The 26,396-nt window shown below is 30.5% G+C and carries 22 protein-coding genes, 1 pseudogene and 1 riboswitch; of the genes and pseudogenes, 7 read left to right on the forward strand and 16 right to left on the reverse strand.

The features are described 5' to 3' along the window. The 3 genes from ACFDSN_RS06695 to ACFDSN_RS06705 all read right to left on the reverse strand — a co-directional run. Positions 1-1,032: chorismate mutase (locus ACFDSN_RS06695; RefSeq protein ID WP_375239069.1), on the reverse strand; the 1,032-nt coding region annotated here is incomplete at its 3' end. A gap of 89 nt (positions 1,033-1,121) precedes the next feature. After that, complete coding sequence (locus tag ACFDSN_RS06700) at positions 1,122-2,267, reverse strand: pyridoxal phosphate-dependent aminotransferase (protein WP_375239070.1); 1,146 nt, start codon at positions 2,265-2,267, stop codon at positions 1,122-1,124. Beyond that, positions 2,264-3,088, reverse strand: a complete 825-nt coding sequence (locus ACFDSN_RS06705; RefSeq protein ID WP_375239071.1) for a prephenate dehydratase — start codon at positions 3,086-3,088, stop codon at positions 2,264-2,266. The genes ACFDSN_RS06700 and ACFDSN_RS06705 overlap by 4 nt, the downstream gene beginning before the upstream one ends. A 232-nt stretch (positions 3,089-3,320) precedes the next feature. On the opposite strand from ACFDSN_RS06705, the gene gldA reads away from it, so the two are divergent. Together gldA and ACFDSN_RS06715 are read left to right on the forward strand one after the other, a co-directional pair. Beyond that, on the forward strand, positions 3,321-4,214 hold the full coding sequence (gldA, locus tag ACFDSN_RS06710; protein ID WP_375239072.1) for a gliding motility-associated ABC transporter ATP-binding subunit GldA: 894 nt from the start codon (positions 3,321-3,323) through the stop codon (positions 4,212-4,214). Positions 4,215-4,272: 58 nt separating this feature from the next. Then, positions 4,273-4,977, forward strand: coding sequence for a hypothetical protein (locus tag ACFDSN_RS06715; RefSeq protein WP_375239073.1), 705 nt, complete (start codon positions 4,273-4,275; stop codon positions 4,975-4,977). Between the two features lie 92 nt (positions 4,978-5,069). On the opposite strand, the gene ACFDSN_RS06720 is transcribed toward ACFDSN_RS06715, so the two are convergent. From ACFDSN_RS06720 to ACFDSN_RS06775, 12 genes and pseudogenes are all read right to left on the reverse strand, one after another. Beyond that, positions 5,070-5,813 carry a head GIN domain-containing protein gene (locus tag ACFDSN_RS06720; RefSeq protein WP_375239074.1) on the reverse strand — a complete coding sequence of 248 codons (744 nt, stop codon included), beginning with the start codon at positions 5,811-5,813 and terminating at the stop codon, positions 5,070-5,072. 10 nt (positions 5,814-5,823) lie between these two features. Next, a complete protein-coding gene (locus ACFDSN_RS06725) occupies positions 5,824-6,936 on the reverse strand; it encodes an acyloxyacyl hydrolase (protein ID WP_375239075.1) in 1,113 nt (370 codons plus the stop codon). A 69-nt stretch (positions 6,937-7,005) separates the two neighbouring features. After that, positions 7,006-7,335, reverse strand: coding sequence for a 2Fe-2S iron-sulfur cluster-binding protein (locus tag ACFDSN_RS06730; RefSeq protein WP_375239076.1), 330 nt, complete (start codon positions 7,333-7,335; stop codon positions 7,006-7,008). A 125-nt stretch (positions 7,336-7,460) separates the two neighbouring features. Next, a complete protein-coding gene (locus ACFDSN_RS06735) occupies positions 7,461-8,069 on the reverse strand; it encodes a phosphoadenosine phosphosulfate reductase family protein (RefSeq protein ID WP_375239077.1) in 609 nt (202 codons plus the stop codon). A gap of 119 nt (positions 8,070-8,188) precedes the next feature. After that, positions 8,189-8,593, reverse strand: coding sequence for an RrF2 family transcriptional regulator (locus ACFDSN_RS06740; RefSeq protein ID WP_375239078.1), 405 nt, complete (start codon positions 8,591-8,593; stop codon positions 8,189-8,191). A 33-nt stretch (positions 8,594-8,626) separates the two neighbouring features. Next, positions 8,627-9,583, reverse strand: a complete 957-nt coding sequence (metF, locus tag ACFDSN_RS06745; protein ID WP_375239079.1) for a methylenetetrahydrofolate reductase [NAD(P)H] — start codon at positions 9,581-9,583, stop codon at positions 8,627-8,629. Between the two features lie 51 nt (positions 9,584-9,634). Then, positions 9,635-12,328, reverse strand: coding sequence for a methionine synthase (gene metH / locus ACFDSN_RS06750; RefSeq protein WP_375239080.1), 2,694 nt, complete (start codon positions 12,326-12,328; stop codon positions 9,635-9,637). Next, positions 12,328-13,329, reverse strand: coding sequence for a homocysteine S-methyltransferase family protein (locus ACFDSN_RS06755; protein ID WP_375239081.1), 1,002 nt, complete (start codon positions 13,327-13,329; stop codon positions 12,328-12,330). The genes metH and ACFDSN_RS06755 overlap by 1 nt, the downstream gene beginning before the upstream one ends. A 139-nt stretch (positions 13,330-13,468) precedes the next feature. Next, a pseudogene (locus ACFDSN_RS06760) lies at positions 13,469-14,637 on the reverse strand (trans-sulfuration enzyme family protein). Positions 14,638-14,712: 75 nt separating this feature from the next. Continuing rightward, on the reverse strand, positions 14,713-17,148 hold the full coding sequence (thrA, locus tag ACFDSN_RS06765) for a bifunctional aspartate kinase/homoserine dehydrogenase I (protein WP_375239082.1): 2,436 nt from the start codon (positions 17,146-17,148) through the stop codon (positions 14,713-14,715). 16 nt (positions 17,149-17,164) lie between these two features. Beyond that, the gene (locus tag ACFDSN_RS06770) at positions 17,165-18,073 is read right to left on the reverse strand and encodes an alpha/beta fold hydrolase (protein ID WP_375239083.1); all 909 of its coding nucleotides are present in this window, start codon (positions 18,071-18,073) and stop codon (positions 17,165-17,167) included. A 158-nt stretch (positions 18,074-18,231) separates the two neighbouring features. Next, complete coding sequence (locus tag ACFDSN_RS06775; protein ID WP_375239084.1) at positions 18,232-19,524, reverse strand: O-acetylhomoserine aminocarboxypropyltransferase/cysteine synthase family protein; 1,293 nt, start codon at positions 19,522-19,524, stop codon at positions 18,232-18,234. 120 nt (positions 19,525-19,644) lie between these two features. Next, positions 19,645-19,769: riboswitch (SAM riboswitch) on the reverse strand. Positions 19,770-20,171: 402 nt separating this feature from the next. Between ACFDSN_RS06775 and metK the strand changes: the two genes are divergently transcribed. From metK to ACFDSN_RS06795, 4 genes are all read left to right on the forward strand, one after another. Then, positions 20,172-21,428 carry a methionine adenosyltransferase gene (gene metK / locus ACFDSN_RS06780; protein WP_375239085.1) on the forward strand — a complete coding sequence of 419 codons (1,257 nt, stop codon included), beginning with the start codon at positions 20,172-20,174 and terminating at the stop codon, positions 21,426-21,428. 166 nt (positions 21,429-21,594) lie between these two features. Then, complete coding sequence (locus ACFDSN_RS06785) at positions 21,595-22,437, forward strand: hypothetical protein (RefSeq protein ID WP_375239086.1); 843 nt, start codon at positions 21,595-21,597, stop codon at positions 22,435-22,437. Positions 22,438-22,567: 130 nt separating this feature from the next. Beyond that, positions 22,568-23,677, forward strand: a complete 1,110-nt coding sequence (locus tag ACFDSN_RS06790) for a glycoside hydrolase family 3 N-terminal domain-containing protein (protein ID WP_375239087.1) — start codon at positions 22,568-22,570, stop codon at positions 23,675-23,677. A gap of 43 nt (positions 23,678-23,720) precedes the next feature. Next, the gene (locus tag ACFDSN_RS06795; RefSeq protein ID WP_375239088.1) at positions 23,721-25,157 is read left to right on the forward strand and encodes an FAD-dependent oxidoreductase; all 1,437 of its coding nucleotides are present in this window, start codon (positions 23,721-23,723) and stop codon (positions 25,155-25,157) included. Positions 25,158-25,285: 128 nt separating this feature from the next. On the opposite strand, the gene rsmG is transcribed toward ACFDSN_RS06795, so the two are convergent. Beyond that, positions 25,286-25,918, reverse strand: coding sequence for a 16S rRNA (guanine(527)-N(7))-methyltransferase RsmG (gene rsmG / locus ACFDSN_RS06800; RefSeq protein ID WP_375239089.1), 633 nt, complete (start codon positions 25,916-25,918; stop codon positions 25,286-25,288). Positions 25,919-26,041: 123 nt separating this feature from the next. Between rsmG and ACFDSN_RS06805 the strand changes: the two genes are divergently transcribed. After that, positions 26,042-26,396: fatty acid desaturase (locus ACFDSN_RS06805; protein WP_375239090.1), on the forward strand; the 355-nt coding region annotated here is incomplete at its 3' end.

Below are 26,396 nucleotides of genomic sequence, written 5' to 3' on the forward strand. Positions count from 1 at the left end.
TTTAAATACTTTTAAAATAAATTCTTCGCTTAAGTTTTTTTCTTCTCCCTGAAGAATCATTTTACCAAGGATTTCGTTCCATCGTTTTACTTGCAAAATAGCCACATTGTTCTCTTTTTTAAGCATTCCTATTTGGTCTGCTATAACCATTCTCTTACCAATTTGGTCAATAATCTGATGATCTACAACATCTATTTTAGTTCGTAATGTATTTAATTTGTTATTAAACTCACTTTCGTTACTTGAAACTTTTCTGATTCGTAAATCTTTAGTCATTTGATCTAATGCATCTGGTGTAATTTGCTGAGCAGCATCACTCCAAGCATTATCTGGATCAAAATGAGTTTCTACCATTAATCCATCATAATTTAAATCTAAAGCGGTTTGGCATAAATCAAAAATAATATCGCGTCTTCCTGCAATATGAGATGGATCTAAAATTAAAGGTAAATCAGGGAATTCATTTTGTAAATCTACTGCAATTTGCCATTCGGGATTATTTCTATAACGTGTTTTTTCATACGTAGAAAAGCCTCTATGAATTACACCTAGATTCTTAACATCTTCTGTATAAAAGCGCTCTACAGCGCCAAGCCACAATGCTAAATCAGGATTAACCGGATTCTTTATTAAAACTGTTTTGTCTGTTCCTTTTAAAGCATCTGCAATATCTTGAACAATAAATGGGCTAACCGTTGTTCTGGCTCCAATCCATAAAATATCTATATCATGTTGTAAAGCTAATTCTACATGATTAGCATTTGCTACTTCTGTAGATGTTAACAAACCTGTTTCTTCTTTAGCTTTTTGTAACCATTTTAACCCTAAAGCACCAACGCCTTCAAAATTTCCAGGTCTGGTTCTTGGCTTCCAAATTCCTGCCCTTAAAACATTTGTGTCTGTATCTTTTAATTGATGTGCAATTTTTAAAACTTGCTCTTCAGTTTCCGCACTGCAAGGTCCAGCAATAACTAACGGATGATCTAATCCAAATTTATTTAACCAAGCTCCTAATTCTTTCTTGTTTTCCATAGTAATTATAATGATGCAAAAATAAACATTGAATTTTCATTCGGTTTATGTTTTGTATTCTTTTTATTTATTTTTTTTATTTATTTTTTTTATGATAAACGATTTAATGTTTCTTTTAAATCTGTTTGATTAACACATAATGAAAACCTAATATAGCCTTCGCCATTTGTTCCAAAAACAGTTCCTGGCGTTACAAACAAATCATTATTATAAAGTAAATTATCTGAAAAATCTTCACTTAATTCTCCCTTTGGTAATTTTGCCCAAACAAATAAACCAGCAGTAGTTTTATTATAAGTGCAATTTAATTTATCGGCTATTTGCCAAACTAAATTTCTGCGCTTTTTATAGATTTCATTTAACACATTTAACCAATCTATAGGTGCGCTTAATGCTGCTATTGCTCCTTTTTGAATACTATAAAACATTCCAGAATCCATATTAGATTTCACTTTTAAAATGGCTTTTATAAATTGTTCGTTTCCTAAAACAAATCCAACACGCCAACCTGACAAATTGAAGGTTTTACTTAAAGAATTCAACTCTAAACAACACTTATTAGCATTTTTAACACTTAATAAACTCAATTTATTATTGTTTAAAATAAAGCTATATGGATTATCATTAACCAATAGAATGTTGTGTTTTAAAGCAAAAACTACTAACTGCTCCAACTGTTCTTCTGTGGCTTGTGCTCCTGTTGGCATATTTGGATAATTAAGCCACATTAATTTCACCTTAGATAAATCTTGTTGCTCTAATTCTTCAAGATTTGGAAACCACTTATTAGATTCGGTTAAATTATATTTTACAATTTTAGCTTCAACTAATTTAGTTAAAGCTTCGTACGTTGGGTAACCTGGATTTGGAATTAAAACCTCATCGCCTTTATTTAAAAAAGCCATAGAAATGTGCATTATACCTTCTTTACTCCCCATAAGCGGAAGAATTTCGGTTTCAGGATTTACGTCAACTTTAAAATGTTTGTTATAAAATTGAGATAAGGCTAGACGTAATTTTGGTAATCCTGTATAACTTTGGTATTGATGTGCGTTATCATCATTTAAACTATTTACCATTGCTAGAATTACCAATGCATTTGGCGGTAAATCTGGACTACCAATACCTAAATTAATTATGGGTTTTCCGTTAGTTTTTAATTCTGCAACTTCTTTAAGTTTTTTAGAGAAGTAGTATTCTTCAACGTATTTTAATCGGTTTGCCACTTCTATCATAATACAGCTTTATTATAGATCCCTAATACTTTGTAATGTGTTGCCATAAGGCTAATTAATTTCTCTGCTTTTATAAAATCTTCTAATTCTGAAAATGTAACATCTACAAAAAAGGAATAACGCCAAGGTTCTTCAATTTTTGGCAAGGATTGTATTTTAGTTAAGCTCAATTTACAATCGCTCATTACATTTAGTATCGTTGCTAAACTACCACGCTTATGATCTAATTCGAACTTAATAGAGGCTTTATTAGATTTAGAAATGTCTTTATTCTTGTTATTACTAAGTATTACAAAACGCGTTTGATTCTGTTTTATAGTTTGTATGCTTGCTGCTAAAACATCTAAATTATAAGTTTCTGCTGCCAATTTACCTGCAATAGCCGCAATACCTTTTAAATTTTTCTCTCTAATTCTTTCTGCAACAACTGCAGTATCTTCAGCTTCTACTAATTTAACATGTGGATATTGTCTTAAAAACGTTTTACATTGTAATAGAGCCATTGGATGAGAATGTACTTCTGAAATTTCCTCCATAGTTTGACCAGGTAACACCATAAACTGGTGCTGAATGTCTAAATAATGTTCGCCAACTATATTAAAAGCATTGGCATCTATTATTGCATAATTAGGAATTATAGAACCTGCTATAGAGTTCTCTATCGCCATAACTGCACAATCACTTTCTTTATTAGCCAAACTTTCTGCCAAAAAATCAAAACTTAAACATTGATTTATTTTTGTGTTTTTCCCGAAATACGCATTACTTACCATATGATGATAAGAACACATTACACCTTGAATTGCTATACTTTTTTCCATAAAAAAAGCCTCGTATTATACGAGGCTTGACTATTTAATTTATATTAAAATTAGATATACAGAACCTCGCTTCTTTTGCTAAAGAAGAAATACCAGCTTGAATATGTTTTTGTGTTTATTACCATAAATATGAAGCTAAATTAGAAAAAAAATTAGAACTGAAATCATTTATTTTATTTTATTTCGTTTTTATACTATAGAAAAAGACCTATTTTTGATAAAAACCCAGTTTATGTCTATTGTTGTTGAAAATATTACAAAAATTTACGGTTCGCAAAAAGCGTTAAACAATGTTTCTTTTGAAGTAAAAAAACCAGAAATTGTTGGTTTTTTAGGTCCAAATGGTGCAGGAAAATCTACAATGATGAAGATTTTAACTACTTATATTCCTGCAACCTCTGGAAATGCTACTGTAAATAATTTTGATGTTACTACACAAGAAAAGCACGTGCAAACCAGTATTGGTTATTTACCAGAACATAATCCGTTGCATTTAGAATTGTACGTTAAAGAATATTTAGCTTACAATGCGTCTATTTATAATGTAGATAAAAATAGAATTAACGAAGTAATTGAACTTACTGGTTTAACGCCAGAAAGTCATAAAAAAATAGGACAGCTATCTAAAGGTTACAGACAACGTGTTGGATTAGCGAATGCTTTATTACATAATCCCGATGTTTTAATTTTAGACGAACCTACAACTGGTTTAGATCCAAATCAATTAATTGATATTCGTGAGTTAATTAAAACTATTGGAAAAGAAAAAACCGTTTTTTTAAGCACGCATATTATGCAAGAAGTTGAAGCTATGTGCGATCGTGTTATTATTATTAATAAAGGTGAAATTGTAGCCAATAAAAGTTTAGATGCATTAAGACAAGGACAAGAACAAGTGGTTATTGTAGAGTTTGATTACCGCGTTGAAGATGCTTTTTTATTAAAACTACCAAATGTTACTAAAGTAAAAAATACACACGATTTTATTTACGAAATTACTTTTAACACGCAAAAAGATATGCGTAGTTACGTGTTTGATTTTGCACATGATAATGAATTGAAAATTCTTCAACTAAATCAGAAAAATGCGAGTTTAGAAAGTATGTTTAGAGAATTGACGAGTTAATTCTTTTAGCATTAAGCCAACAGAAGTTAGTTTCAACAACATTCTTAAAGCAACACAAATGAAATATTTTTTACTCTTATTTTCTCTTCTATTCTTTAATAGCTCATCTAATGAGCTAAATTTCATTACTTTTCACACAACTGCAAAAGAAAATGAAAATGCAGATTTTAGATGGAGTTTGAAAATAATTAATTTAAAATCTAATTATATTGAATTTGAAATACTCGACCAAAACAAACTAAATAATGGTTTACTTGAAATTCTAGACAGTTTTGAACAAAAGGTTAATTATGATGATTTTATTGAATATAAAAACGAAAAAACTATATGTCGCCTAAAAACTATTGCAACTAAAGAACATAGAGTTGGTCAATACTTTATTGCTAATTCTTACAGAGATAAAAATGAAGTTTTCTTTTCAACAAAAACCTTTTATAGCACTACAAGATTAATAACAACTTTTTATAATGATAAATTGAAACTTTCAGGTTTAAATTCTAGTGGATTTAGTATTAATCGAAAAGCAAACATCACTTATACGATTTTATTAAATGAGGAAGATTATAACAAATATCTTATGAAAAATAATATTAGTAGTTTAGAAAAAAGAATTAATTCTATTATAACTTCTGAATTTAGGTCTATAGTTAGTTCTTCAAAAGAGAAGAATCCTATTAATGATTTTATACAATATGAAATAAACAAAAAGTTACAAATTGAACTAAACAAAATTGTACGTATTAGTATTATTTTGACGGATTAAAACACAAATAATCAATCTCTTAAAAAAAATCATTAATTTCACATCACTTCCACTTCACTTCAATAAGTTTCTACTTACGCAGGAATAAGAATCTACTCAAAAATAACACGACCAGTATATTGTTCTTGAATATCTAAATCTGCTGGCGTATTTACGGAAATAACGTTACCTGTGCTTACTAAATTAGCGGTTAATCTAATTTGTGGATTTACTGTAATGTCGTTTGTTCCTCTATGGAATATATTTACTTCTTGTGCTATTAAAGTCCTGCCTTCAAACCTTGAATCTCCAGACGCGTAAAACAAACTCAACCTATCTGTTGTGCCAGAAATAATTGGCGTAGATAACGCGTTTACGGTAACCGATAGATTTTGATTAGCAACTTCTATTTCAAAATTTCCAGATCGTGTAAAGTCTCCAGAATTATCTTCGGATAATAGTTTTAAAGTTGGATAAGTAAGTACGCCATTACTTCTAATAGTTAATCCTGTACTACTTCTAATCTCTTCTACATTTGGCGCTTCTACATAAATTTTAGTAATACCATAATCTCTAGTTAAGTTACAACCATTATTATCGTATAATTTTAAACGTTCTCCTTCAACTTTAACTTCAATATCACTCATTAAAAATTCTCCTGTTGCAACCGTAACCTTATAATCTGGCGCATCTGTAATTACCATTTCTACATTTTCAAAAACGGTTATTTTTGTAAATGGAGTCACCGTAAATTCTTTTGTAATTATATCTCCTGAATTTTGAAAACAATCTGGTGCATTCTCAGAATTACAAGACACTAATAAGATTACTGTAAATATGTTTAGTAGTTTTTTCATTTCAAATAAATTATAATCTAACACCAATTCCAAATTCTACAGCTTCGGCTTTTGCTCCGTGAGATTTTAAAGTTGCCGCTGCAAAAATCTTCTTACCAAAATAACGCTTAAGTCCTACTCTATTATAAACCTGACCTTCAAAATCGAATGGGTAATAAACATAGTATCCTAATTGTGCTACAATAGACATTTTATTAATAAACAATTCGTGTCCAACAAAAAGACTAATACGTTTGTAATCTTCATCTCCAGAAACATCTCCATTTGGAAATGCTATAGACGTGTATTTAATATGTTCTTCTAAAAATTTAGAAAAGAAAACATCTGTTCCAAATTGAATGGCAGATTTTCTATTTAAGCGTTTGTCTGCATAAGCCGAAAGAATATAAAAAGGAAATTGTCCTGTTCCAACTACATCACTTTCGTTAATTCCAGTTCTAAATGCAATATTGAACTTAATAGGTTCTTTAAATTTCTTTTCTTCAGTTGAAGCTTGATATTCTGGAATTTCCTTATGATCCAAATTATAAGTTGCTCCTACATTAAAAGCAAATGTATTTGTAGATGTATTTGGTGCTTTTATATTGGCATTAGAATAATGTATTACAGAAATTCCTGCTTTTACACCAAAACCTTTATATAAGTTTGATTTATTATAATTAAGCATTAGATATGTAGAACTTAATAATTTTGTTCCAAAGGCATTATTTCTATAATTGGTTTCCTTATCGTAAGGATTGGTTGTTAGTGCAATTCCTTGACCAATTCGAAATTGTAAATTGCGATTTAAAAAGTAAAAATTATAATGTCCATAAATACTATAATTATCTCCTAAATTTTCATTTTTTAAATCTTGATAAATAAATGATGCTCCATAATCTGGATAATTAAAACGACTTTCCCAAGCGTTAAATCCGTAGGTTTTTTTATTATAAGCCGCTATAAAACCTGTTGGATGACCAGTAATTAAATGTGAAATATCTGGATTATGCAACAAAATACTTCCGTAGAAATAATTAACCTCTAGTTCTGTAGTATGTGTTTTAGTAGAAACCTCTGGAGTTTCTTGTGCCGAAAGACATAAACTGAATAAAAGTAGTAGGCAATAAAAAAACGACTTCATAACTAAATTTTGAAGTCGCTAAAATACTTATTTTAAATGAGTTTACTTTTATGATTTTACGATTAGCAATTAATATTCTGGCGCTAAGGTAATCTCTAAATTTTGCAAAGATTCAGTTATTGGAATTTGACAACTTAATCTGCTATTTTCTTTTACGTTAAAAGCTTCAGCTAACATAGCATCTTCATCGTCCTCCATTGGATTTAATTCCACATTGTTTTCTACATAACATTGACAAGAAGCGCACATTGCCATTCCGCCACAAACTCCAATAGTTCCTTCTGGAGCAAGTTCGTAAGACCGAACAACTTCCATTAAATTCATTGCCATATCTGTTGGCGCTTCAACTTTATGTTTTACACCATCACGGTCTGTTATATAAATTGTAACATCTTCCATAATTTTAAATTAAATCTAGATAAATTGAATTCACCTATTTATTTAACATTGCAAAAGTATCTAATTTAATTTATTCTATTTGTTTTTCGCAATACATTTTAAATTACAAGATCTATACCATATTATTACACATGCAATCCACATTCTCTATGACCTAAAACTTTAGTAGGATCGAAATATTTAAACTCATTAGGTAAATTATATTCTTCTAAATAAACATCTAATTCATTATCAGTAAAATGGTAAAAAGGACTAACTTTTAATATTCCATTTTTATCAACAGAAACTATATCAATTCCATCTCTAAAAGTAGTTTGACCAATTCTTAAGTTAGTAAACCATACATCTGGTTTATGATACTCCATTGCTCTTTTAAAAGGCTCTAACTTAACCTGTTCTGTAAATTCTTTATGTTTAGGACTATCTAAATCTGGAATACCTAAAATTTGAGTTCTATATGCTACAGTTTGTTTTGGAACATATAAATCTATTTTTAAATCTAATAAATCTATAACATTTTCTGCATGTATATATGTTTGTTTTGTATTATAACCTGTATCACACCACACCACATCTATATCATTTTTCACACTAGATACTAAATGTAATATCGCGACTTCATATGGTCTAAAGTTGGTTGTTATTAATGGTTTTTGGGCTAAATTTATTGCCCATTTCACAATATCTTCTGGTGTTTTATTCCTCAATTTTTTATTTACTAACTGTAAATCCATAATGCGAAAATTAATGTTAATACTAAAAAGTCTTAAAAAATTACTACTTTAATCCTATAGAATTAATAGGTTTTTGCAAACATAAAACACTTTATTAAAAATCACACTATAAATTTTAATTAAATTAAATCAGCTAAGGTCTTGTTATTAAATACATTAAGCGACGCGTCTCTTACTTCTTCCATAAGCCCATGTACAGCACAAAGATATTCATCTGGGCAATCATCACATTTTTCATAAAAATTTAAACTTACACATGGCACCATTGCGATTGGACCTTCTAGAGTTCGCATTACTTTAGATAATTTTGTTTCTGAAGGTTTATTTATTAAATAATAGCCGCCAGATTTTCCTTGCTTAGACCCTAAAACACCATTTTGTTTTAAGGTTAACAAAATATTTTCTAAAAATTTTTTTGAAATAGATTCACTCTCAGAAATATCACTTATTGGAATGATTTTAGATTCCTGTTTAGCGATATACACTAAAGCTTTTAGTCCGTATTTTGTTTTCTTTGAAAGCATTATTAAATTAAATTACGAACTAAAAGTAAACAATTAAAACAATTCTTTAGCTATTGCTTTAATATTATCGCTTTTCCCCATAGAATAATAGTGTAAAACAGGAACACCTACATTTAATAATTCTTGACTTTGATTAATTGTCCATTCAACGCCAACCTGTCTTACTTCTTTATTTGTTTTACAAGCCTCGATAGCACTAATTAAATCTTCTGGTAAATCTATTTTAAAAACTTGCGGTAACAATTGTAAATGCCGCTTAATTGCTATTGGTTTTATTCCTGGAATAATTGGTATAGTTATACCTTCATTCCTAGCTGCTTTAACAAAAGCAAAATATTTTTTATTATCAAAAAACATTTGAGTAACTACATAATCTGCACCAGCAGAGATCTTTTCTTTTAGGCGACGTAAATCTGTTTTCAAACTTGGTGATTCTAAATGTTTTTCTGGATAACCAGCCACACCAATACAAAAATCAGAATTACTTGAAGTCTCTATAACTTCGTGCAAATACTTGCCTTTATTCATTTGATTGATTTGTTCTACTAAACCCGTTGCAAATTGATGTCCTCCATTACTTGATTCAAAATATTTTTGATGACTCATTGCATCACCGCGTAAAGCCATTACATTATCAATTCCTAAATAATGGCAATCCACTAACAAATACTCAGTTTCTTCTTTTGTAAATCCACCACATAGAACATGTGGAACCGTATCTACATCATATTTGTGCTTTATTGCCGCACAGATCCCAACACTTCCTGGTCGCATTCTTGTTATTTTACGTTCTAACAATCCATTTGATTTATCTATATAAATATATTCTTCTCGAGATGTTGTTACATCTATAAATGGTGGTTTAAATTCCATTAATGGATCTATATTTTTATACAACTCCTGAATATTATCACCCTTTTTTGGGGGGATAATTTCGAAAGAAAATAAAGTTTTTCCATTAGCTTTTTTAATATGCTCTGTTACTTTCATTACTGTAAATCTTGTGTGTGAATTTTGATTGCTATCTGAAAACAAATACTACTACTCCGCTAAATTTGGGCCCAACCATTTTTCAGCTTCGTCGTTAGAGATTCCTCTGCGCTTAGCGTAATCTTTTAATTGATCTTGTGTTATTTTGCCTAAACCGAAGTATTTGGCTTGTTGATTTGCAAAATAATAACCACTTACACTAGCTGCTGGCCACATAGCTAAACTTTCTGTTAATTCTACCCCAATAGTTTCTTTGACTCTTAATAACCTCCAAATAGTTTTCTTTTCTAAATGATCTGGACAAGCTGGATATCCTGGTGCTGGACGAATTCCTTTGTATTGTTCTTTTATTAATTCTTCATTAGTTAATGTTTCAACACTATCATAACCCCAATAATTTGTCCTAACGTCTTTATGTAAATATTCTGCAAAAGCTTCAGCTAATCTGTCAGCTAATGCTTTTATCATAATACTATTATAATCGTCCAAATTAGCTTCAAATTCTTCCGCTATTTCTTTTGTTCCAAATCCAGTTGTGACGCAAAATGTTCCAAAATAATCTTGTATTCCAGAATCTTTTGGTGCAATAAAATCGGATAAAGCAAAACTTGGTTTGCCTTCGCGTTTCTTTAATTGTTGACGTAGCGTTAAGAAATTGAATATTTCTTCTTTAGATAATGAATCAAGTTCTGTATTGCAATCTTTTATTGTCACCTCAATATCATCATCATTTATGGTGTTAGCTGGAAAAATCCCAAAAACAGCTTTCGCTTTTAATAATTTTTCATTCAACACTTTTTGCAATAATTCTTTAGCGTCTGTAAATAATTCTGTGGCTTGTTCCCCAACAACCTCATCGGTTAAAATATCTGGATATTTACCGTGTAAATCCCAACTTCTAAAAAATGGACTCCAATCAATAAAGTCGACTAATTTATTTAAATCCATAGATTCTATAACTTGTTTCCCTAAAGTTTTAGGTGTTGTTATAGTTGTAGTTTTCCAATCAATTTGAAACTTATTCTTTCGAGCATCTTCAATAGATATGTAATCTTTTTTCTTTTTTCTGCTTAAAAATTGATTTCTAAACTTATCGTACTCTTCTCTAATTTTAAGTTTAAAAATAGTGTTATCCTTCTTTAATAAATCGCCAACAACAGTAACTGCTATTGAAGCATCGTTAACGTGAATAACCGTGTTTTTATAATTCGGAGCAATTTTAACCGCTGAATGCGCACGAGATGTTGTTGCGCCGCCAACCATTAACGGAAGTACTAAATCTTGGCGTTCCAATTCTTTCGAGATGTAAACCATTTCGTCTAAAGAAGGCGTAATCAAACCACTTAAACCTATAATATCTACTTGATGCTTTATAGCTTCCTGAATAATTTTTTCTGATGGTACCATAACGCCCAAATCAACTATTTCATAGTTATTACACGCTAAAACGACACTTACAATATTTTTACCAATATCGTGAACATCTCCTTTTACGGTTGCCATTAAAATCTTACCAGCAAATTCTTGTTTACCGTCTTTTTCAGCTTCAATAAATGGTTGTAAATAAGCGACTGCTTTTTTCATTACACGTGCCGATTTAACTACTTGAGGCAGAAACATTTTTCCGCTTCCAAATAAATCACCAACCACATTCATACCAACCATCAATGGTCCTTCAATAACATCTAAAGGTCTATTAAATGTAGTACGAGCTTCTTCAATATCTTCAACTATAAATGCATCTAAACCTTTTACTAAAGCGTGCGTAACGCGTTCTTGTAATGATTTTCCTCGCCATTCTAATACGATATCTGTTTCTTTCTTGGATCCCTTAAGAGTTTCTGCAATATCTAATAAACGCTCTGTTGCGCCATCGCTTCTATCAAACAAAACATCTTCAACACATTTTAAAAGGTCTTTTGGAATTTCGTCATAAATCTCTAACATTGTAGGATTTACAATACCTATATTCATTCCATTTTTAATAGCGTGATATAAAAAAGCAGAATTAATAGCTTCTCTAACTATATTATTTCCTCTAAATGAAAACGACACATTACTTACGCCTCCAGAAACATTGGCATAAGGTAGATTTTCTCTAATCCATTTTGTGGCATCAAAGAAATCGACTGCATTTTTTCTATGCTCGTCCATACCTGTTGCTACAGGAAATATATTAGGATCAAAAATGATATCTTGAGGTGCAAAATTGACTTCGTTAACCAAGATATCGTAAGATCGCTTACAAATGTCGATTCTACGCTGATATGTATCTGCTTGTCCAATCTCATCAAATGCCATAACAACAACTGCTGCACCGTAACGTTTAATTAGTTTTGCACGTTGCTTAAATTCGGCTACGCCTTCTTTTAAACTTATTGAATTAACAACACATTTACCTTGTGCGACTTTTAAACCAGCTTCTATAATTTCCCATTTCGAGCTATCAATCATAATAGGCACACGAGAAATATCTGGCTCCGATGCAATTAAATTTAAAAAGGTAGTCATAGCGTAAACGCCATCTAACATACCTTCGTCCATATTAACATCTATAATTTGTGCGCCGCCATCTACTTGATCTCTGGCAACACTTAAAGCTTCTTCGTATTTTTCTTCCTTAATTAAACGAAGAAATTTTCGAGAACCTGTTACGTTAGTTCTTTCACCAACGTTTATAAAGTTAGATTCTGGCGTTACAACTAATGGTTCTAATCCCGATAAGGTTAAATATTTATTTGCCATTATGCTGAAATTTCTATTTGACGTGGTTGATACTTTGCTGAAACTTCTGCAATAGCTTTAATATGAGCTGGGCTTGTTCCGCAACAACCACCAATAATATTTATTAAGTTGTTTTTTAAATAAGCTTCTATATAATCTTGCATTTCTTTTGGTGTCTCGTCATACTCCCCAAAAGCATTTGGCAATCCTGCATTTGGATGCGCAGATGTATGAAATTCTGTTAAATGTGCTAATCGTTGTAAATAAGGCTGTAATTGTTCTGCTCCTAAAGCACAATTAAATCCAACACTTAATAATGGGATATGAGATACTGAAGCTAAAAAAGCTTCAACCGTTTGACCAGATAAGGTTCTTCCTGATGAATCTGTAATCGTTCCAGAAACCATGATTGGAATATCTATACCAAGCTCTTCTTTTACTTCTTCTATTGCAAATAAGGCTGCTTTTGCATTTAAGGTATCGAAAATAGTTTCTACTAATAGTAAATCTACGCCACCATCAATTAGAGCTTCGGTTTGTTGCTTATATGCTACTCTTAATTCATCAAAAGTTACCGCTCTATATTCTGGTTTGTTTACATCTGGACTTAAACTTGCTGTTCGGTTTGTTGGCCCAATACTACCAGCTACAAAACGTGGTTTATGAGGTTCTTTTACCGTAAATTCTGCCGCTACTTGTTTTGCTATTTTAGCTGACTCGAAATTTAATTCGTAAACCAAATCTTCCATTTGGTAATCTGCCATAGCTATTGTAGTTCCAGAAAATGTGTTGGTTTCTACAATATCTGCACCTGCCACAAAATACTTGGCGTGAATATCTACAATGGCTTTAGGCTGGGTTAAAGACAATAAATCGTTATTTCCTTTTAATGAACTTGGATAACCTTTAAAGCGTTCGCCACGAAAATCTTCTTCCGAAAAATTGTATTGTTGAAGCATTGTACCCATTGCACCATCTAATACTAAAATTCGTTTTTTAAGTTCTTCTTTTATATTACTCATTTTTAATTCTTAGTTTAAAATTATTAGCCATTAGTTTTATTTGCTTTTGACTGCGTTCAAACGAACAATCATTTTATTTATTTAGTAATCTATAACATTGAATGCTGCGTCGGAGCTCTGAATGACAAGACTTGGTAAACTAAACCATAAGAGCATTATCTAAATCTTTTATAATATCATCTGAATGCTCTAAACCAACAGAAACTCGTACTAAAGCATCTGTAATTCCAACTTCTAATCGATCTTCTAAAGCCAACTTACTATGTGTTGTACTTGCTGGATGTGTAGCAATAGTTCTAGTGTCTCCTAAATTAGCAGACAGTGATATTATTTTAAGTTTATTCAAAAAATTTCGACCAGCTTCTAAACCGCCTTTTATTTGAAACGCCACAATATTCCCACCTAATTTCATTTGCTTTTTAGCAATTTCATATTGTGGATGAGATTTTAAAATGGATATTTCACACTTTCTACAGCTAAGTGATTTTCTAAAAACTCAGCTGTTTTTAAAGCATTTTCGCAATGTCTGTCTACACGAACGTGAAGCGTTTCTAAGCTTTTTGATAAAACCCAAGCATTAAATGGAGATAAAGCTGGACCTGTATTCCTTGAAAATAAATAAATCTCTCTTATTAAATCTGTTCTACCAACTGTTACGCCTCCTAAAACACGTCCTTGCCCGTCTATTAATTTAGTAGCAGAATGAATGACTAAATCTACACCAAACTTGATTGGATTTTGTAAGTATGGTGTTGCAAAGCAATTATCTATAATTAATAATAAATTATTCTTTTTTGCTATTTGACCCAACAACTCTAAATCAATAATATCTACCGCAGGATTTGTTGGACTTTCTGCATATAAAATTTTTGTGTTTGGTTGGATTAAGCCTTCTATTTTTTCGACTTGATCAACATTAAAATAACTTGTTTCTATATTCCATTTTGGAAAATATTTGGTAAACAAGGTATGTGTAGAACCAAAAACTGAACGTGCAGACACAATGTGGTCTCCAGCATTTAACAATGCACCAAATGTTGAAAACACTGCTGCCATACCTGTAGCAAATGCAAAACCACTTTCTGCACCTTCTAGCTTGCACATTTTACTAATAAATTCTGATGTATTCGGATTAGAAAATCGACTGTATAAATTCGTCTCTTTTTCTTCTGTAAAAGACGCGCGCATATCTTCAGCATCATCAAACACAAAACTTGAGGTTAAGTATAATGGTGTAGAATGTTCTTGAAATTGAGAACGCTCTGTTTGTATTCTAATAGCATTAGTTTCAAAGTTATTGAAAGTCATTTTTTTAGTTTTTATTACTTAAGTGTTTCAAATAGATTTTGCTTCAGAGCAGAAAAAAATGATAACTTATTTTGATTAGTTAGTCTTATCTACCAATCGTAAAACATCTCCAAAAACGCCTCTTGCAGTTACCTTTGCTCCTGCTCCTGCGCCTTGAATAGTTATAGGTTGATCTCCATAGGATTCTGTATAAATTTCAAAAAATGAATCGGCTCCTTTTAACGCACCTAATGCAGATGTTTTTGGTACTGAAACAAGTTTAACTTCTAATTTAGCCCCTTTTTCTTGAGATAAATCTCCAAATAAATCACCCGTATATCTTAAAACATGATCTTTTTCTTGAGATTCTCTTAGTGATTGATATTTAGCATCTAAGTCTGTAAATGATTTTAAGAATTCTGATGTTTCTATCTCTCTTAATGGCTCTGGTATTAAATTATCAACAACAACATCACTTAATTCATTATGTAAATCTAATTCTCTAGCTAAAATTAATAATTTACGTGCTACGTCTGCTCCACTTAAATCTTCACGCGGATTCGGCTCTGTAAACCCTTGATCTAAAGACGCTTGTAACACTTGTGAAAACGGTAGATCTTCCGCAGAAAACGTATTAAAGATATAACTTAACGATCCTGAAAACACTCCACGAATCCTAACAATATTCTCCCCAGAATCGTGTAATAACTTAATTGTATCAATTAATGGCAAACCAGCACCAACATTAGTTTCATATAAATACTTCTTTTGATTCTTAACTAAAGCATCTCGTAATTGGTTATAAAAATCTTGAGCAATAGTATTTGCTGTTTTATTAGAAGAAACCAAATCAAAACCTTCTTCTATAAAGTTTATATAATTTGAAACAAACTCTAAACTTGACGTGTTATCTATAGCTATTAAGTTTTCTAAATGATGTTCTTTCACGTAAGTGTAAATATCTTTTAACTGATATGTTTTTCCTTCTTCCTTTAAATTAGTTTCCCAATCTAATTGAATTCCATTTTTATTTAAGAGAAGCTTTTTAGAGTTGGCTATTGCAAAAATACTAAGCTTAATTCCTTTATGGTTTTCAATCATTTTAGCTGAAGCAATAATTTGATTAATTAATGTCCCGCCAACAGTTCCATGACCAAAAATAGCTAAGTTTATTTTTTTAGAAACCCCAAAAATTTCACCATGAATAACATTTAAAGCTTTATGTAATTGCGATTTTTTAATCACTAAACTTACATTTTCACCCGAAATGGTATTGTTAAATAATAACGGTTCAATTTGGTTTTTTATTAAGGCATTAAAAGGTTTATGAAAAGATTTTAAACTTTGCCCAACAATAGAAATTACAGATACATTATCTATTACAGAAATATTATTAACATCTTGAGAATAGAAATAATTTTCAAATTCTTTTTCTAAGGCTAAAACAGCTTTTGTAGCATCTTCTTTATCGATAATTAAACCAATTCCACGTTCCGAAGAACCTTGAGATATAATACTTACACTAATATTATTTTTACTTAAAGTTGCGAATATTCTTGCATCTACTCCAACTTTACCTAATAAGCCACGACCTTCAATATTAACTAATGCTGTGTTTTCTAAAACTGATAATGATTTTATTCCTTTGCTACTTGATTTATTAGTAACTAAAGTTCCTGAATCTTCCGGATTAAAAGTGTTTAAAATACGTAGTGGAATATTCTTTTCTAATAATGGAATAATTGTTTTAGCGTGTAAAATGGTAGTTCCAAAATTGGCTAACTCATTCGCCTCAGTAAAAGACAACTCGTCTATTTTTTTTGCATCAGGTACTAAATCTGGGTTAGCGGTATAAATTCCGTTAACGTGTGTGTAGTTTTGAAGTTCTTTAGCGTTTAAAAAATTAGCTATTAAAGATGCTGTATAATTACTTCCATTTCTACCTAGTGTAGTTGTAGTGTTTTCTATGTTTGAAGCTATAAAACCTGTAATAATATTTACGGTATCGCTGCTTTGTTTTTTAAAATGATTAACAACGTTTGCTTGAGAAATTTTTATATTGGGTTGAGCATTTCCAAAAACATCATCTGTCTTAATTAATAATCTAGCATCTACAGCATTTACTTTTATACCTTTCTCTAGTAAAATAGCTGCTATTAACTTTACGGAAAGCAATTCGCCTTGCGCTAAAACTTTATCCTTAATTTTTGTACTATAATCTCCTAATAGTTTTACGCCTTCAAATATTTTCAATAGCGTTTCGAACTCTTGTCTGAAATCTACTGAAGAATCTGGAGCTTCTTGATAACTTTTAAACGCCTCAAAACAAGAAACATAAGATTCTCTTTTTAAAGCTTTTTGTAACATTACCTCTAACTCATTTGTTGCGTTTCCTCTTGCCGATAATACAACTGTTATGTTTTCTTTTGCTTTAATTTTATTTTCAATAATTGAAATAACTCGTTCCAAACCTTTGCCATTGGCTAAAGATTTTCCTCCAAATTTTAAAATGGTAATATTTGATTTTTCCATATTCTATAATTTGAACCTAATTAAAAATAGGTTGTAAAATTTTTGTTAATTGATTGTATTCTATTAAAAAAGCATCGTGTCCGTGTATGGATTTAATCTCGTTATAACTTACTTTTTTATTTAATTTTTGAAGTATTAAATAACTCTCCTTAATATCTTTTACTGTAAAAAATAGATCTGTATTTATACCAACCAAAGTAACTTCTGCTTCTATTTTTGTTAAATCTGTAACAGAAATTGTACGTAATAATTGATTCATTACTTTATAGGCTGAAAGCTGAAAACGTTCTTGTAACTTTTTACCATGGTGCAGCAGCCAACTTTCTATATTAAAAACGTTTAACTCTTTATTTATACTTCGATTAAAGCGGTCTTTAAAAGATTCTGGCGTTCTATAACACAACATTGCATGTAAACGCGCATCATGAATTGGCTTACTTGAATTTAGTAGGAATTGCTCTTGAATTAAGCAGTTAGCAATAATCCAATCTGAGGATAAATGATGCGTTGCAACAGGAATTAAATGTTTTGTTATGTTTGGTTGAAGCGTAGCCATTTGCCAAGCAATTCCGCCACCTAAAGAACCACCAATAATTGCAAATAATTTATTAACTTTTAATATTTCTAATCCTTTTAAAAATAATTGAGCAATATCTTTTACTGAAAAACTTTTGTAGTTATTAATAAGTACACCATCAAAACCATTTCCGGGAATATTAAAAGCTACAATAGTGTACTTATTGGTATTAATTGCTTTATCTTCTCCTATTAAATCTTTCCACCAACCATCCTCTCCACAAATAGTAGAATTACCAGTTAATGCGTGATTAACAAGTACTATTGGTGCAGAGTGTAGCGCTTGCCCATATATTTCGTAAGATAAAACCTGAGTTTTTTCCTGAAAAAAAACTGTTATGTGTTGCAATAAAGAATTCAATGTAGAGAAATAGTGATTCTTGAGACAGTTTTGCACATATCATATAAATAGAACGAATTAACATTACAATTTATATAATGAACAAAACTGTTTCTAAGATTTTTTAACCGATTAAAACAATTTTAAGAATAGTTGATGTAAAGTATTTAAGCCAATATTGGTTTTTTTATTTCTGCAAAAACGGCTTTTAAATCTGCTTTCAAATCTTCAATACCCTCTATTCCAACAGATAAACGAATCAAATCTTTTGATACACCTGTACTTTCTTGATCTTTATCGCTTAATTGCTGATGCGTTGTACTTGCTGGATGAATAATTAAAGATTTAGTATCTCCAACATTGGCCAATAGCGAGAATAACTTGGTTTTATCTGCAATAAGCTTAGCCGACTCATAACCTCCATCAACTCCAAAAGTTACAATCCCACTTTGACCATTTGGCAAGTATTTTTCAACTAACTTCTTATAAGAACTAGTTTCTAAACCTGGATAATTTACCCAATTAACTTCTGGCTGTTCTTGTAACCATTTTGCTAATTCTAAAGCATTTTGACTATGTTTTTTAATACGTAATTCTAAAGTTTCTAAACCTTGAATAATTTGAAAGGCATTAAATGGACTTAAAGCTCCGCCGTAATCTCGTAACCCTTCTATTCTAACTTTAGCAATAAAGGCTGCTTCTTTTAAAACCTCGTTATAAACCAAGCCATGATAACCTGCAGAAGGTTCTGTAAATTCTGGAAACTTTCCACTTGACCAATCAAAAGTACCAGCATCAACAATAATTCCACCTAAAGCAGTTCCGTTTCCGTTAATATACTTAGTCAAAGAATGAATTACTATGTTTGCACCATATTTAATTGGATTTAACAAATAAGGAGTAGCAACCGTATTATCAACAATTAAAGGAACTTTATACGCCTTAATTATTGTAGAAACAGCTTCAATATCTATAACATCTAACTTAGGGTTCCCTAAAGATTCTAAAAAAACGACACGCGTATTCTCTTGAACTGCGGTTTTAAAATTCTCTGGATTAGAAGCATCAACAAACGTTGTTGTAATACCATGCCTTGGCAATGTTACATTTAACAAATTAAATGTTCCACCATATAAACTACTTGAAGCAACAATATGATCTCCTGCCTTTAATAAAGTCAATAAGGTTGTTGCAATGGCAGAAGTACCAGATGCTGTTGCTACTGCAGCAATTCCTCCTTCTAAATTAGCAATACGTTTTTCTAAAACATCGGTTGTTGGATTATTTAATCTAGTGTAAATAAAACCAGGTTCTGTTAGGTTGAAACGTCCAGCAGCAACCTCCGAATCGTCAAAGACATATGCAGAAGATTGATAAATTGGAACAGCTCGTGTTCCTCCATTTACTGTTACGTCGTGTCCTGCGTGCAACGCTTTGGTTGCGAAATTTTGTGTACTCATTTTTCTGTTTTTTTGAGTTAATAATAATTAAAACAAAAAGTCAAAATAAGCTTCGATTAAGAAGCATACTTTCAAGAAAAATATTATAAGAAAATGTAACTGTATATGAACAATTACGTAAAGTTATCTATCCAAACTTTAATAAATGAATAAAAGTTTAAGTAGAATTTAGCACCTTCATTACTAAGTGTAAAGGGTTGCTAAGGCTTCATTGGGTCTAATCCCTCGGCCTTTCTTGATAACATTTCAGTAAGCTTTTGAACTTTGTGAATGCAAATATTGCAATATAAAATACAATATCCTAATTATTTAGATTTATTTTCTTTTAAATTATAAAAATAATGTTTATTTAGATTTAAAATCTAAATAAACAACTAAAAATAGATTAATTTTAATCACTGAAAGTCTTTTACTTTAAAAAATATTTAATTTAAAAAAACACTGTTAGTTATTTTAAAATGGACATTTTTAACGGTCTTATTTTTTAATTATAAGAATAGTATGTACCTTTGTAAACAATTAAAGAGGAATGATTTGTTCTGATTGCAACCTCTATAAATAATTGCTAAAGCAGTAAAATACTCTACTCCTTTTTAGCAATTGCAATCTTAAATGTTTTAATTAAAATAAAATTTAAGTTTACAATTATGTCATATTTATTTACATCCGAAAGTGTTTCTGAAGGTCATCCAGATAAAATAGCTGATCAAATTAGTGATGCATTAATAGATAATTTTTTAGCTTTTGATAAGCAATCTAAAGTTGCTTGTGAAACATTAGTAACCACTGGACAAGTAATTTTAGCAGGAGAAGTAAAGTCTAACACATATTTAGATGTACAGCAAATTGCACGAGATGTTATAAACAAAATTGGTTATACAAAAGGCGAATACATGTTTGATGGAAGTTCTTGTGGAGTTTTATCTGCCATACATGAACAATCTCCAGATATAAATCAAGGTGTTGACAAAACAAACCCAGAAGACCAAGGTGCTGGAGATCAAGGAATGATGTTTGGTTATGCTACAGACGAAACTGAAAACTATATGCCTTTAGCCTTAGAGCTTTCTCATAGACTTTTAAAGGAATTAGCAGAATTACGTCGTGAAAACAAAAACATTACGTATTTAAGACCAGACGCAAAATCTCAAGTTACTATTGAGTATTCAGATGATAATATACCACAACGAATAGATGCTATTGTTTTATCTACACAGCATGATGATTTTGATGCAAATGATGATGTTATGTTAGCTAAAATTAAAGCTGATATTGTAAACATTCTAATACCAAGAGTTGTAGCTAAACTACCAGCTCATATTCAGAAATTATTTACCGATAAAATTACATACCACATTAACCCTACAGGTGTTTTTGTAATTGGTGGACCTCACGGAGATACAGGATTAACAGGTCGTAAGATTATTGTTGATACTTATGGCGGAAAAGGCGCGCATGGTGGAGGCGCTTTTTCTGGAAAAGACCCAAGTAAGGTTGATAGATCTGGAGCATATGCTACAAGACATATTGCTAAAAATTTAGTTGCTGCAGGTTTATGTAAAGAAGTTTTAGTACAAGTTAGTTATGCTATTGGTGTAGCAAAACCAACAAGTATTAATGTAGAAACTTATGGAACTGCAGCAATTAATAAAACCGATGGAGAAATTAGTAAAATAGTAGAATCTATTTTTGATATGCGTCCTTACTTTATAGAGCAACGTTTAAAACTAAGAAGTCCTATTTATTCTGAAACTGCTGCATACGGACATATGGGAAGAACTCCTGAAATTAAAACAGTAACCTTTAAAAACCCAATGGGAGAAGAAGTTACAGAACAAATTGAAACATTTACATGGGAAAAATTAGATTACGTAGATAACGTAAAAGAAGCTTTTGGATTATAAAACCAAAACTATATGAAATATTTTAAAAGGACTTCTAAATAGAAGTCCTTTTTTATTTTCAAAATTATAATTAATTGACTTTGTCATTTATTTCTTATAACTTCGCTTAGCTACTGATATGAAACATTAAAACGGTTCGATATCACTTAACTTGACCGCAATAATTATGAAAAAAAACTTTTACATATCAAATTTATTGATTGTTCTATTAACCATATCTTGTGGTCAAAATTCATCTGAAAAAGAATTAAATGGAAATTGGCGCGAAGTTGAAAACGAATACAGTACTTGGCACTTTTATCCTGACAGTATAGTTTTTAAATCATCAGGAACTACTCTCGAAAAAACAGATTGGAATGCTAATAAATCTCAAATTAAATTAGAAATTCCAACTTTCGATAGAAATTCTGCTGGAAATCTTATTGATACAATTAATAAAGTTCAAATTGACTATAAGCTTTCTAAAAAAAAAGATAGTCTTTTCGGAACATTAAAAAATAATTATTGTGTACATGAGTTTAGTATACTAAAAACCAAAAACTATAACGAATACTTAAACAGAAAATTTGGAATTGAATTGACCTTACCAAAAAGAGATACGATTGGATTAAAAAATATCGACACTTTTTACGGTATGAAAATTTTTATGACTTCGGAAAATGATGAGTTGATAAAAAAAACTGAATTCTCTGCTTCTTTAAATAATTTAGAAAATGATATCAAAAGATTTAAAGACAAATTAGTAACTCATTTCGGGCCAAAAGATTTTCGCAATGAAAGATTTTATTTAAGTGTTTATGCAGATAAGAAAATTTCAGATTCAATTATTACCGTAAATTTAGATGTTACATTCAAAAGTGATTTTTTCTTAGATAATGAAATCCCTAGACCACCAGGTGACACAATTCCAATAAGAGTCTACAGAATGTACAGTAATACAGAAAATAACAACCTCAACTTCAGAAAGGCGAAAAACATAAAAAGTATTGCCAACATCATATATAATTAATTGTCAAATTTTAATTTATACACAAAAATTCTAGGATATAAAAACAGTAATATTCTTATGCAAAACCGTCAAGCGAACCTTTTCAAAACCATATACTTTATCCCGATTAATAAAACAATTCAATTTATAAATGAAAAATTTTAAATCAATTTCAATACTATTATTTTTTATTTTCCTTTTTTCGTCTTCTTATGCACAAGAGAACAAACCGTCATTACAAGATTTTTATAATTACAATCCAACTATAGAACATAAAGTTGATGAGATTTTCAATAAGTTAAATGACACAACTAGAGTCGCACAAATGATTGTGACTTCAGCTGGAGAATTAGGAAAACCAGAAGCTGTTGTTTTAAAATTAGCTAAAGAAAATAAAATTGGTGGTGTTGTTTTTCTTAAAGGCACTAAAGAAAGTCATAAAAAAATGATTGCTAATTTAAATAGTATTAGCGATTCTCTTAATCAAGTTCCTATATTATTCTCTATAGATGCAGAACCTTCACTTTTTAACGGAAGGCTTCAAGGAACTGAACCTATTATGAATACTATAGAAATTAAAACCATTAAACAATCGGATTCTATTGCTAGAATAATTAACAAAGAATTGCTAGATATTGGATTTCATCAAAATTTTGCTCCAGTTACTGATGTTAGTAAAGAAAATGAAGCTATTAAAAACCGAAGTTTTGGAAGTAACAAAAAAGAGGTTATTAAGCTAAGTAATCAATTTATAAAAACAACTCAAGAACAAGGAATAATTGCTACTGCTAAACATTTCCCTGGTCACGGATTAGTAAAAGGAGATACACATAAAAAATCTGTTTATATTGATGGAAAATTAAAAGAATTAGAAGTTTATCCGCCACTTATAGACAAAGGTTTACTATCAATAATGATGGCGCATATTACCATAAAAAACAATCCAAAATATAACACAAACGGTTTACCAGCAAGTTGTTCTAGAACTATAGTTACAGATTTATTAAAAAAAGAATTAGGCTTTAAAGGTCTTATAATTACAGACGCATTAAACATCATGAAAGCTGTTACAATAATTAAAGATGCGCCGCTATTAGCATCTAAAGCCGGAAATGATATGCTACTTATGCCAATTGATGAATTGGAAACCATTAATTCTATTTTAAACGAAATGGAAAAAGATTCTAAATACAAGGCACAAGTATATCAATCTGTAAAAAAGATAATACGCTTAAAGTTGTTTTTAGGTTTAATTAAATAATTAAGTATTATTACAAACCATAATTAATTTAGCTATTTAAAAAGTGGAAAACGAAAAGAACAATTGGGGAATTTGTCAAGAATGTAATGGTCGAGGCAAAAAGAATATGAAAGTTCATAAAAGAAATCGTTTAGCTTACGAGATAGCATTAGATGAGTTCGAAAAAACAGGCCAAAAAGGAACAGCTCCAATTAAACCTATTGGTCATCTTTATGATTGTTTAGAATGTTCTGGTTCTGGTTTAATTAGCACAGATAAAATTACAGAAGTTGACAATAACTATCCGCACGTTGCTATTATTGGTGGCGGAATTGGTGGAATAGCATTAGCTGTAGCGTGTTTACATAGAGGAATACCATTTTCACTTTTTGAACGTGATAGCAGTTTTGATTCAAGATCTCAAGGCTACGGATTAACATTACAGCAAGCCAGTAAAGCCATTAAAGGCTTAGGTCTTTTTTCTCTTAAAGAAGGTATGTTTTCTACAAGACATCTAGTACATAAAACAGATGGCGAAGTTATTGGTGAATGGGGTTTTAGAAAATGGAGAAATCCTAATGCACAAAATTCCACAAAAAACACAAACATACATATAGCACGCCAATCTTTAAGGTTAAGTTTTTTAGAACAATTAGATAACCATAATTCAATTCACTGGAATCATCAATTAGTAGATTTTAAAGAAGATGAAAAAAATGGTGTTAATCTTAATTTTCTAGTTAATGGTGAAACAAAACACACCAAAGCCGATTTAGTTGTTGGTGCAGATGGTATTAGAAGCACAGTTAGGAAATTAATAATTAACGAAGAAGTTTCACCTCTAAGATACTTAGGCTGCATAGTTATTTTAGGAATTTGCTCTTTAAAAGATTTGAATGGTTTAGAAAGCCATTTATTAGATTCTGCTACTGTATTCCAAACCGCAAATGGAAAAGAACGCATGTATATGATGCCATACTCAAAAGATACTATTATGTGGCAACTTAGCTTTTTAATGCCAGAAGAAGATGCTAAAAATTTAAGTAAAAAAGGCGCAAAAGCACTTAAAGAAGAAGCCTGTAAAAGAACGCAATGGCATAGTCCAGTTCCGCAGATTTTAACCGCTACATTAGAATCTCATATTTCTGGTTATCCTGTTTACGATAGAGAAACACTTAAACCAGAACACTTAGCAAAACATACAAAAACCACTCTAATTGGAGATGCAGCGCATCCAATGAGTCCATTTAAAGGCCAAGGTGCAAACCAGGCTATATTAGATGCTTTAGCTTTAGCAAGAGAAATTCATAATGGTTGTAAACCAGAATCTAATTGGAAAGAAAATGGACTTCAAAAAAGTGTACTAGATAAATTTGAAGCAGAAATGCTAAAACGAAGCGCTTCTAAAGTAAAAGGCTCTGCCGAAACTGTTGCCCTTTTACATTCTGAAAAAATACTACAAAAAAGAGATGGACCAAGAGGCTCTTCTAGTCAAATATAAGACACTAATGCTAAATAGTTTTTATTTAACTTTGTCATTTTTTTAGTCGAACTTCGTATAACGTGTGATATCAAACATTGAAACGATTAGATATCACTTCACTCATTATACGAATCTTCAAAAAACCACTATTTCACCTTATATTTCATAGGTAAGTGCACTACTTTTTTAGTCTCAAAAAAGTCCTCTTCATAAAATTTAGTAATATCGTAAATGGTTGTGGTTTGGTAATCTTTAAGTTCTTCAGATAAATCGCCGCCTTTTAAGTATAAAATCCCGTTACGCAAATCGTGTTTATTTTCTTTTGCAATTTTACCTTTTACCCAATGTACAAACGTTGGCATTGCAGCAACTGCACGACTTAAAATAAAATCGTAATTTTCTTTAATTTCTTCTACTCTAGTATGGGTTACTTTTACATTTTGCAAATTACAACCAGCTACAACTTCTCTAACTACATTTAATTTTTTATTAATACTATCGACTAAATGAAATTGACATTCAGGAAATAATATAGCTAAAGGAATTCCAGGAAATCCACCACCAGTACCAACATCCATTAAATTAGAGCCATCTTTAAACTGTATTACTTTTGCAATAGCTAAAGAGTGTAAAACGTGACGCAAGTACAACTCATCTATATCTTTTCTAGAAACCACATTAATTTTTAAGTTCCAATCTTTATACAAGGCTTCCAGCTTTGAGAATTTCTCAATTTGGTCTTTGGTTAAATTCGGAAAATATTTTAAAATTAGTTCCATAGCAGATATTATGTTAATTTCTGCAAAAATATCATTTTAACATCAAATATTGATTTAAAACGTACGTTTATTAATTATCTTTGTAACATAACGAATGACTTGTAATCATTTATTTATTTAATTATGACAAAACAAACACTTACTTTTTCTAGAACAGACTCGGCTAAATTCTTTAAAACACTTAATAATAGAGTAAATACATACTTTAAAGAAAATAATATTAAAAGAACTGGAGATTCGCGTATATGGCTAAAAACAATAGTAATGTTTACAGTTTTTGTAGCGCCATATATTTTAATTTTAACTTTAGATATACCTGTTTGGGCACATTTGCTTTTAACCTTACTTATGGGAATTGCTATGGCAGGAATTGGAATGAATGTTATGCATGACGGAAATCATGGTGCATTTTCTAACAAACCTTGGATTAATCGCTTAATGGGAAGTAGTATTTACATTTTAGCAGGTAATGTTTATA

Source organism: Aurantibacter sp. (assembly GCF_042094015.1).
Lineage (GTDB): Bacteria > Bacteroidota > Bacteroidia > Flavobacteriales > Flavobacteriaceae > Aurantibacter.

What these genes read in the sequence shown, in the direction of transcription:
- ACFDSN_RS06700 (WP_375239070.1), bottom strand. Translation starts at nt 2,267, where the DNA reads ATGATAGAAGTGGCAAACCGATTAAAATACGTTGAAGAATACTACTTC.
- gldA (WP_375239072.1), top strand. Translation starts at nt 3,321, where the DNA reads ATGTCTATTGTTGTTGAAAATATTACAAAAATTTACGGTTCGCAAAAA.
- ACFDSN_RS06755 (WP_375239081.1), bottom strand. Translation starts at nt 13,329, where the DNA reads ATGAGTAATATAAAAGAAGAACTTAAAAAACGAATTTTAGTATTAGAT.
- metF (WP_375239079.1), bottom strand. Translation starts at nt 9,583, where the DNA reads ATGAAAGTAACAGAGCATATTAAAAAAGCTAATGGAAAAACTTTATTT.
- ACFDSN_RS06705 (WP_375239071.1), bottom strand. Translation starts at nt 3,088, where the DNA reads ATGGAAAAAAGTATAGCAATTCAAGGTGTAATGTGTTCTTATCATCAT.
- ACFDSN_RS06715 (WP_375239073.1), top strand. Translation starts at nt 4,273, where the DNA reads ATGAAATATTTTTTACTCTTATTTTCTCTTCTATTCTTTAATAGCTCA.
- thrA (WP_375239082.1), bottom strand. Translation starts at nt 17,148, where the DNA reads ATGGAAAAATCAAATATTACCATTTTAAAATTTGGAGGAAAATCTTTA.
- ACFDSN_RS06775 (WP_375239084.1), bottom strand. Translation starts at nt 19,524, where the DNA reads ATGAGTACACAAAATTTCGCAACCAAAGCGTTGCACGCAGGACACGAC.
- metK (WP_375239085.1), top strand. Translation starts at nt 20,172, where the DNA reads ATGTCATATTTATTTACATCCGAAAGTGTTTCTGAAGGTCATCCAGAT.
- ACFDSN_RS06735 (WP_375239077.1), bottom strand. Translation starts at nt 8,069, where the DNA reads ATGGATTTACAGTTAGTAAATAAAAAATTGAGGAATAAAACACCAGAA.
- ACFDSN_RS06790 (WP_375239087.1), top strand. Translation starts at nt 22,568, where the DNA reads ATGAAAAATTTTAAATCAATTTCAATACTATTATTTTTTATTTTCCTT.
- ACFDSN_RS06720 (WP_375239074.1), bottom strand. Translation starts at nt 5,813, where the DNA reads ATGAAAAAACTACTAAACATATTTACAGTAATCTTATTAGTGTCTTGT.
- ACFDSN_RS06740 (WP_375239078.1), bottom strand. Translation starts at nt 8,593, where the DNA reads ATGCTTTCAAAGAAAACAAAATACGGACTAAAAGCTTTAGTGTATATC.
- ACFDSN_RS06730 (WP_375239076.1), bottom strand. Translation starts at nt 7,335, where the DNA reads ATGGAAGATGTTACAATTTATATAACAGACCGTGATGGTGTAAAACAT.
- ACFDSN_RS06785 (WP_375239086.1), top strand. Translation starts at nt 21,595, where the DNA reads ATGAAAAAAAACTTTTACATATCAAATTTATTGATTGTTCTATTAACC.
- metH (WP_375239080.1), bottom strand. Translation starts at nt 12,328, where the DNA reads ATGGCAAATAAATATTTAACCTTATCGGGATTAGAACCATTAGTTGTA.
- ACFDSN_RS06725 (WP_375239075.1), bottom strand. Translation starts at nt 6,936, where the DNA reads ATGAAGTCGTTTTTTTATTGCCTACTACTTTTATTCAGTTTATGTCTT.
- rsmG (WP_375239089.1), bottom strand. Translation starts at nt 25,918, where the DNA reads ATGGAACTAATTTTAAAATATTTTCCGAATTTAACCAAAGACCAAATT.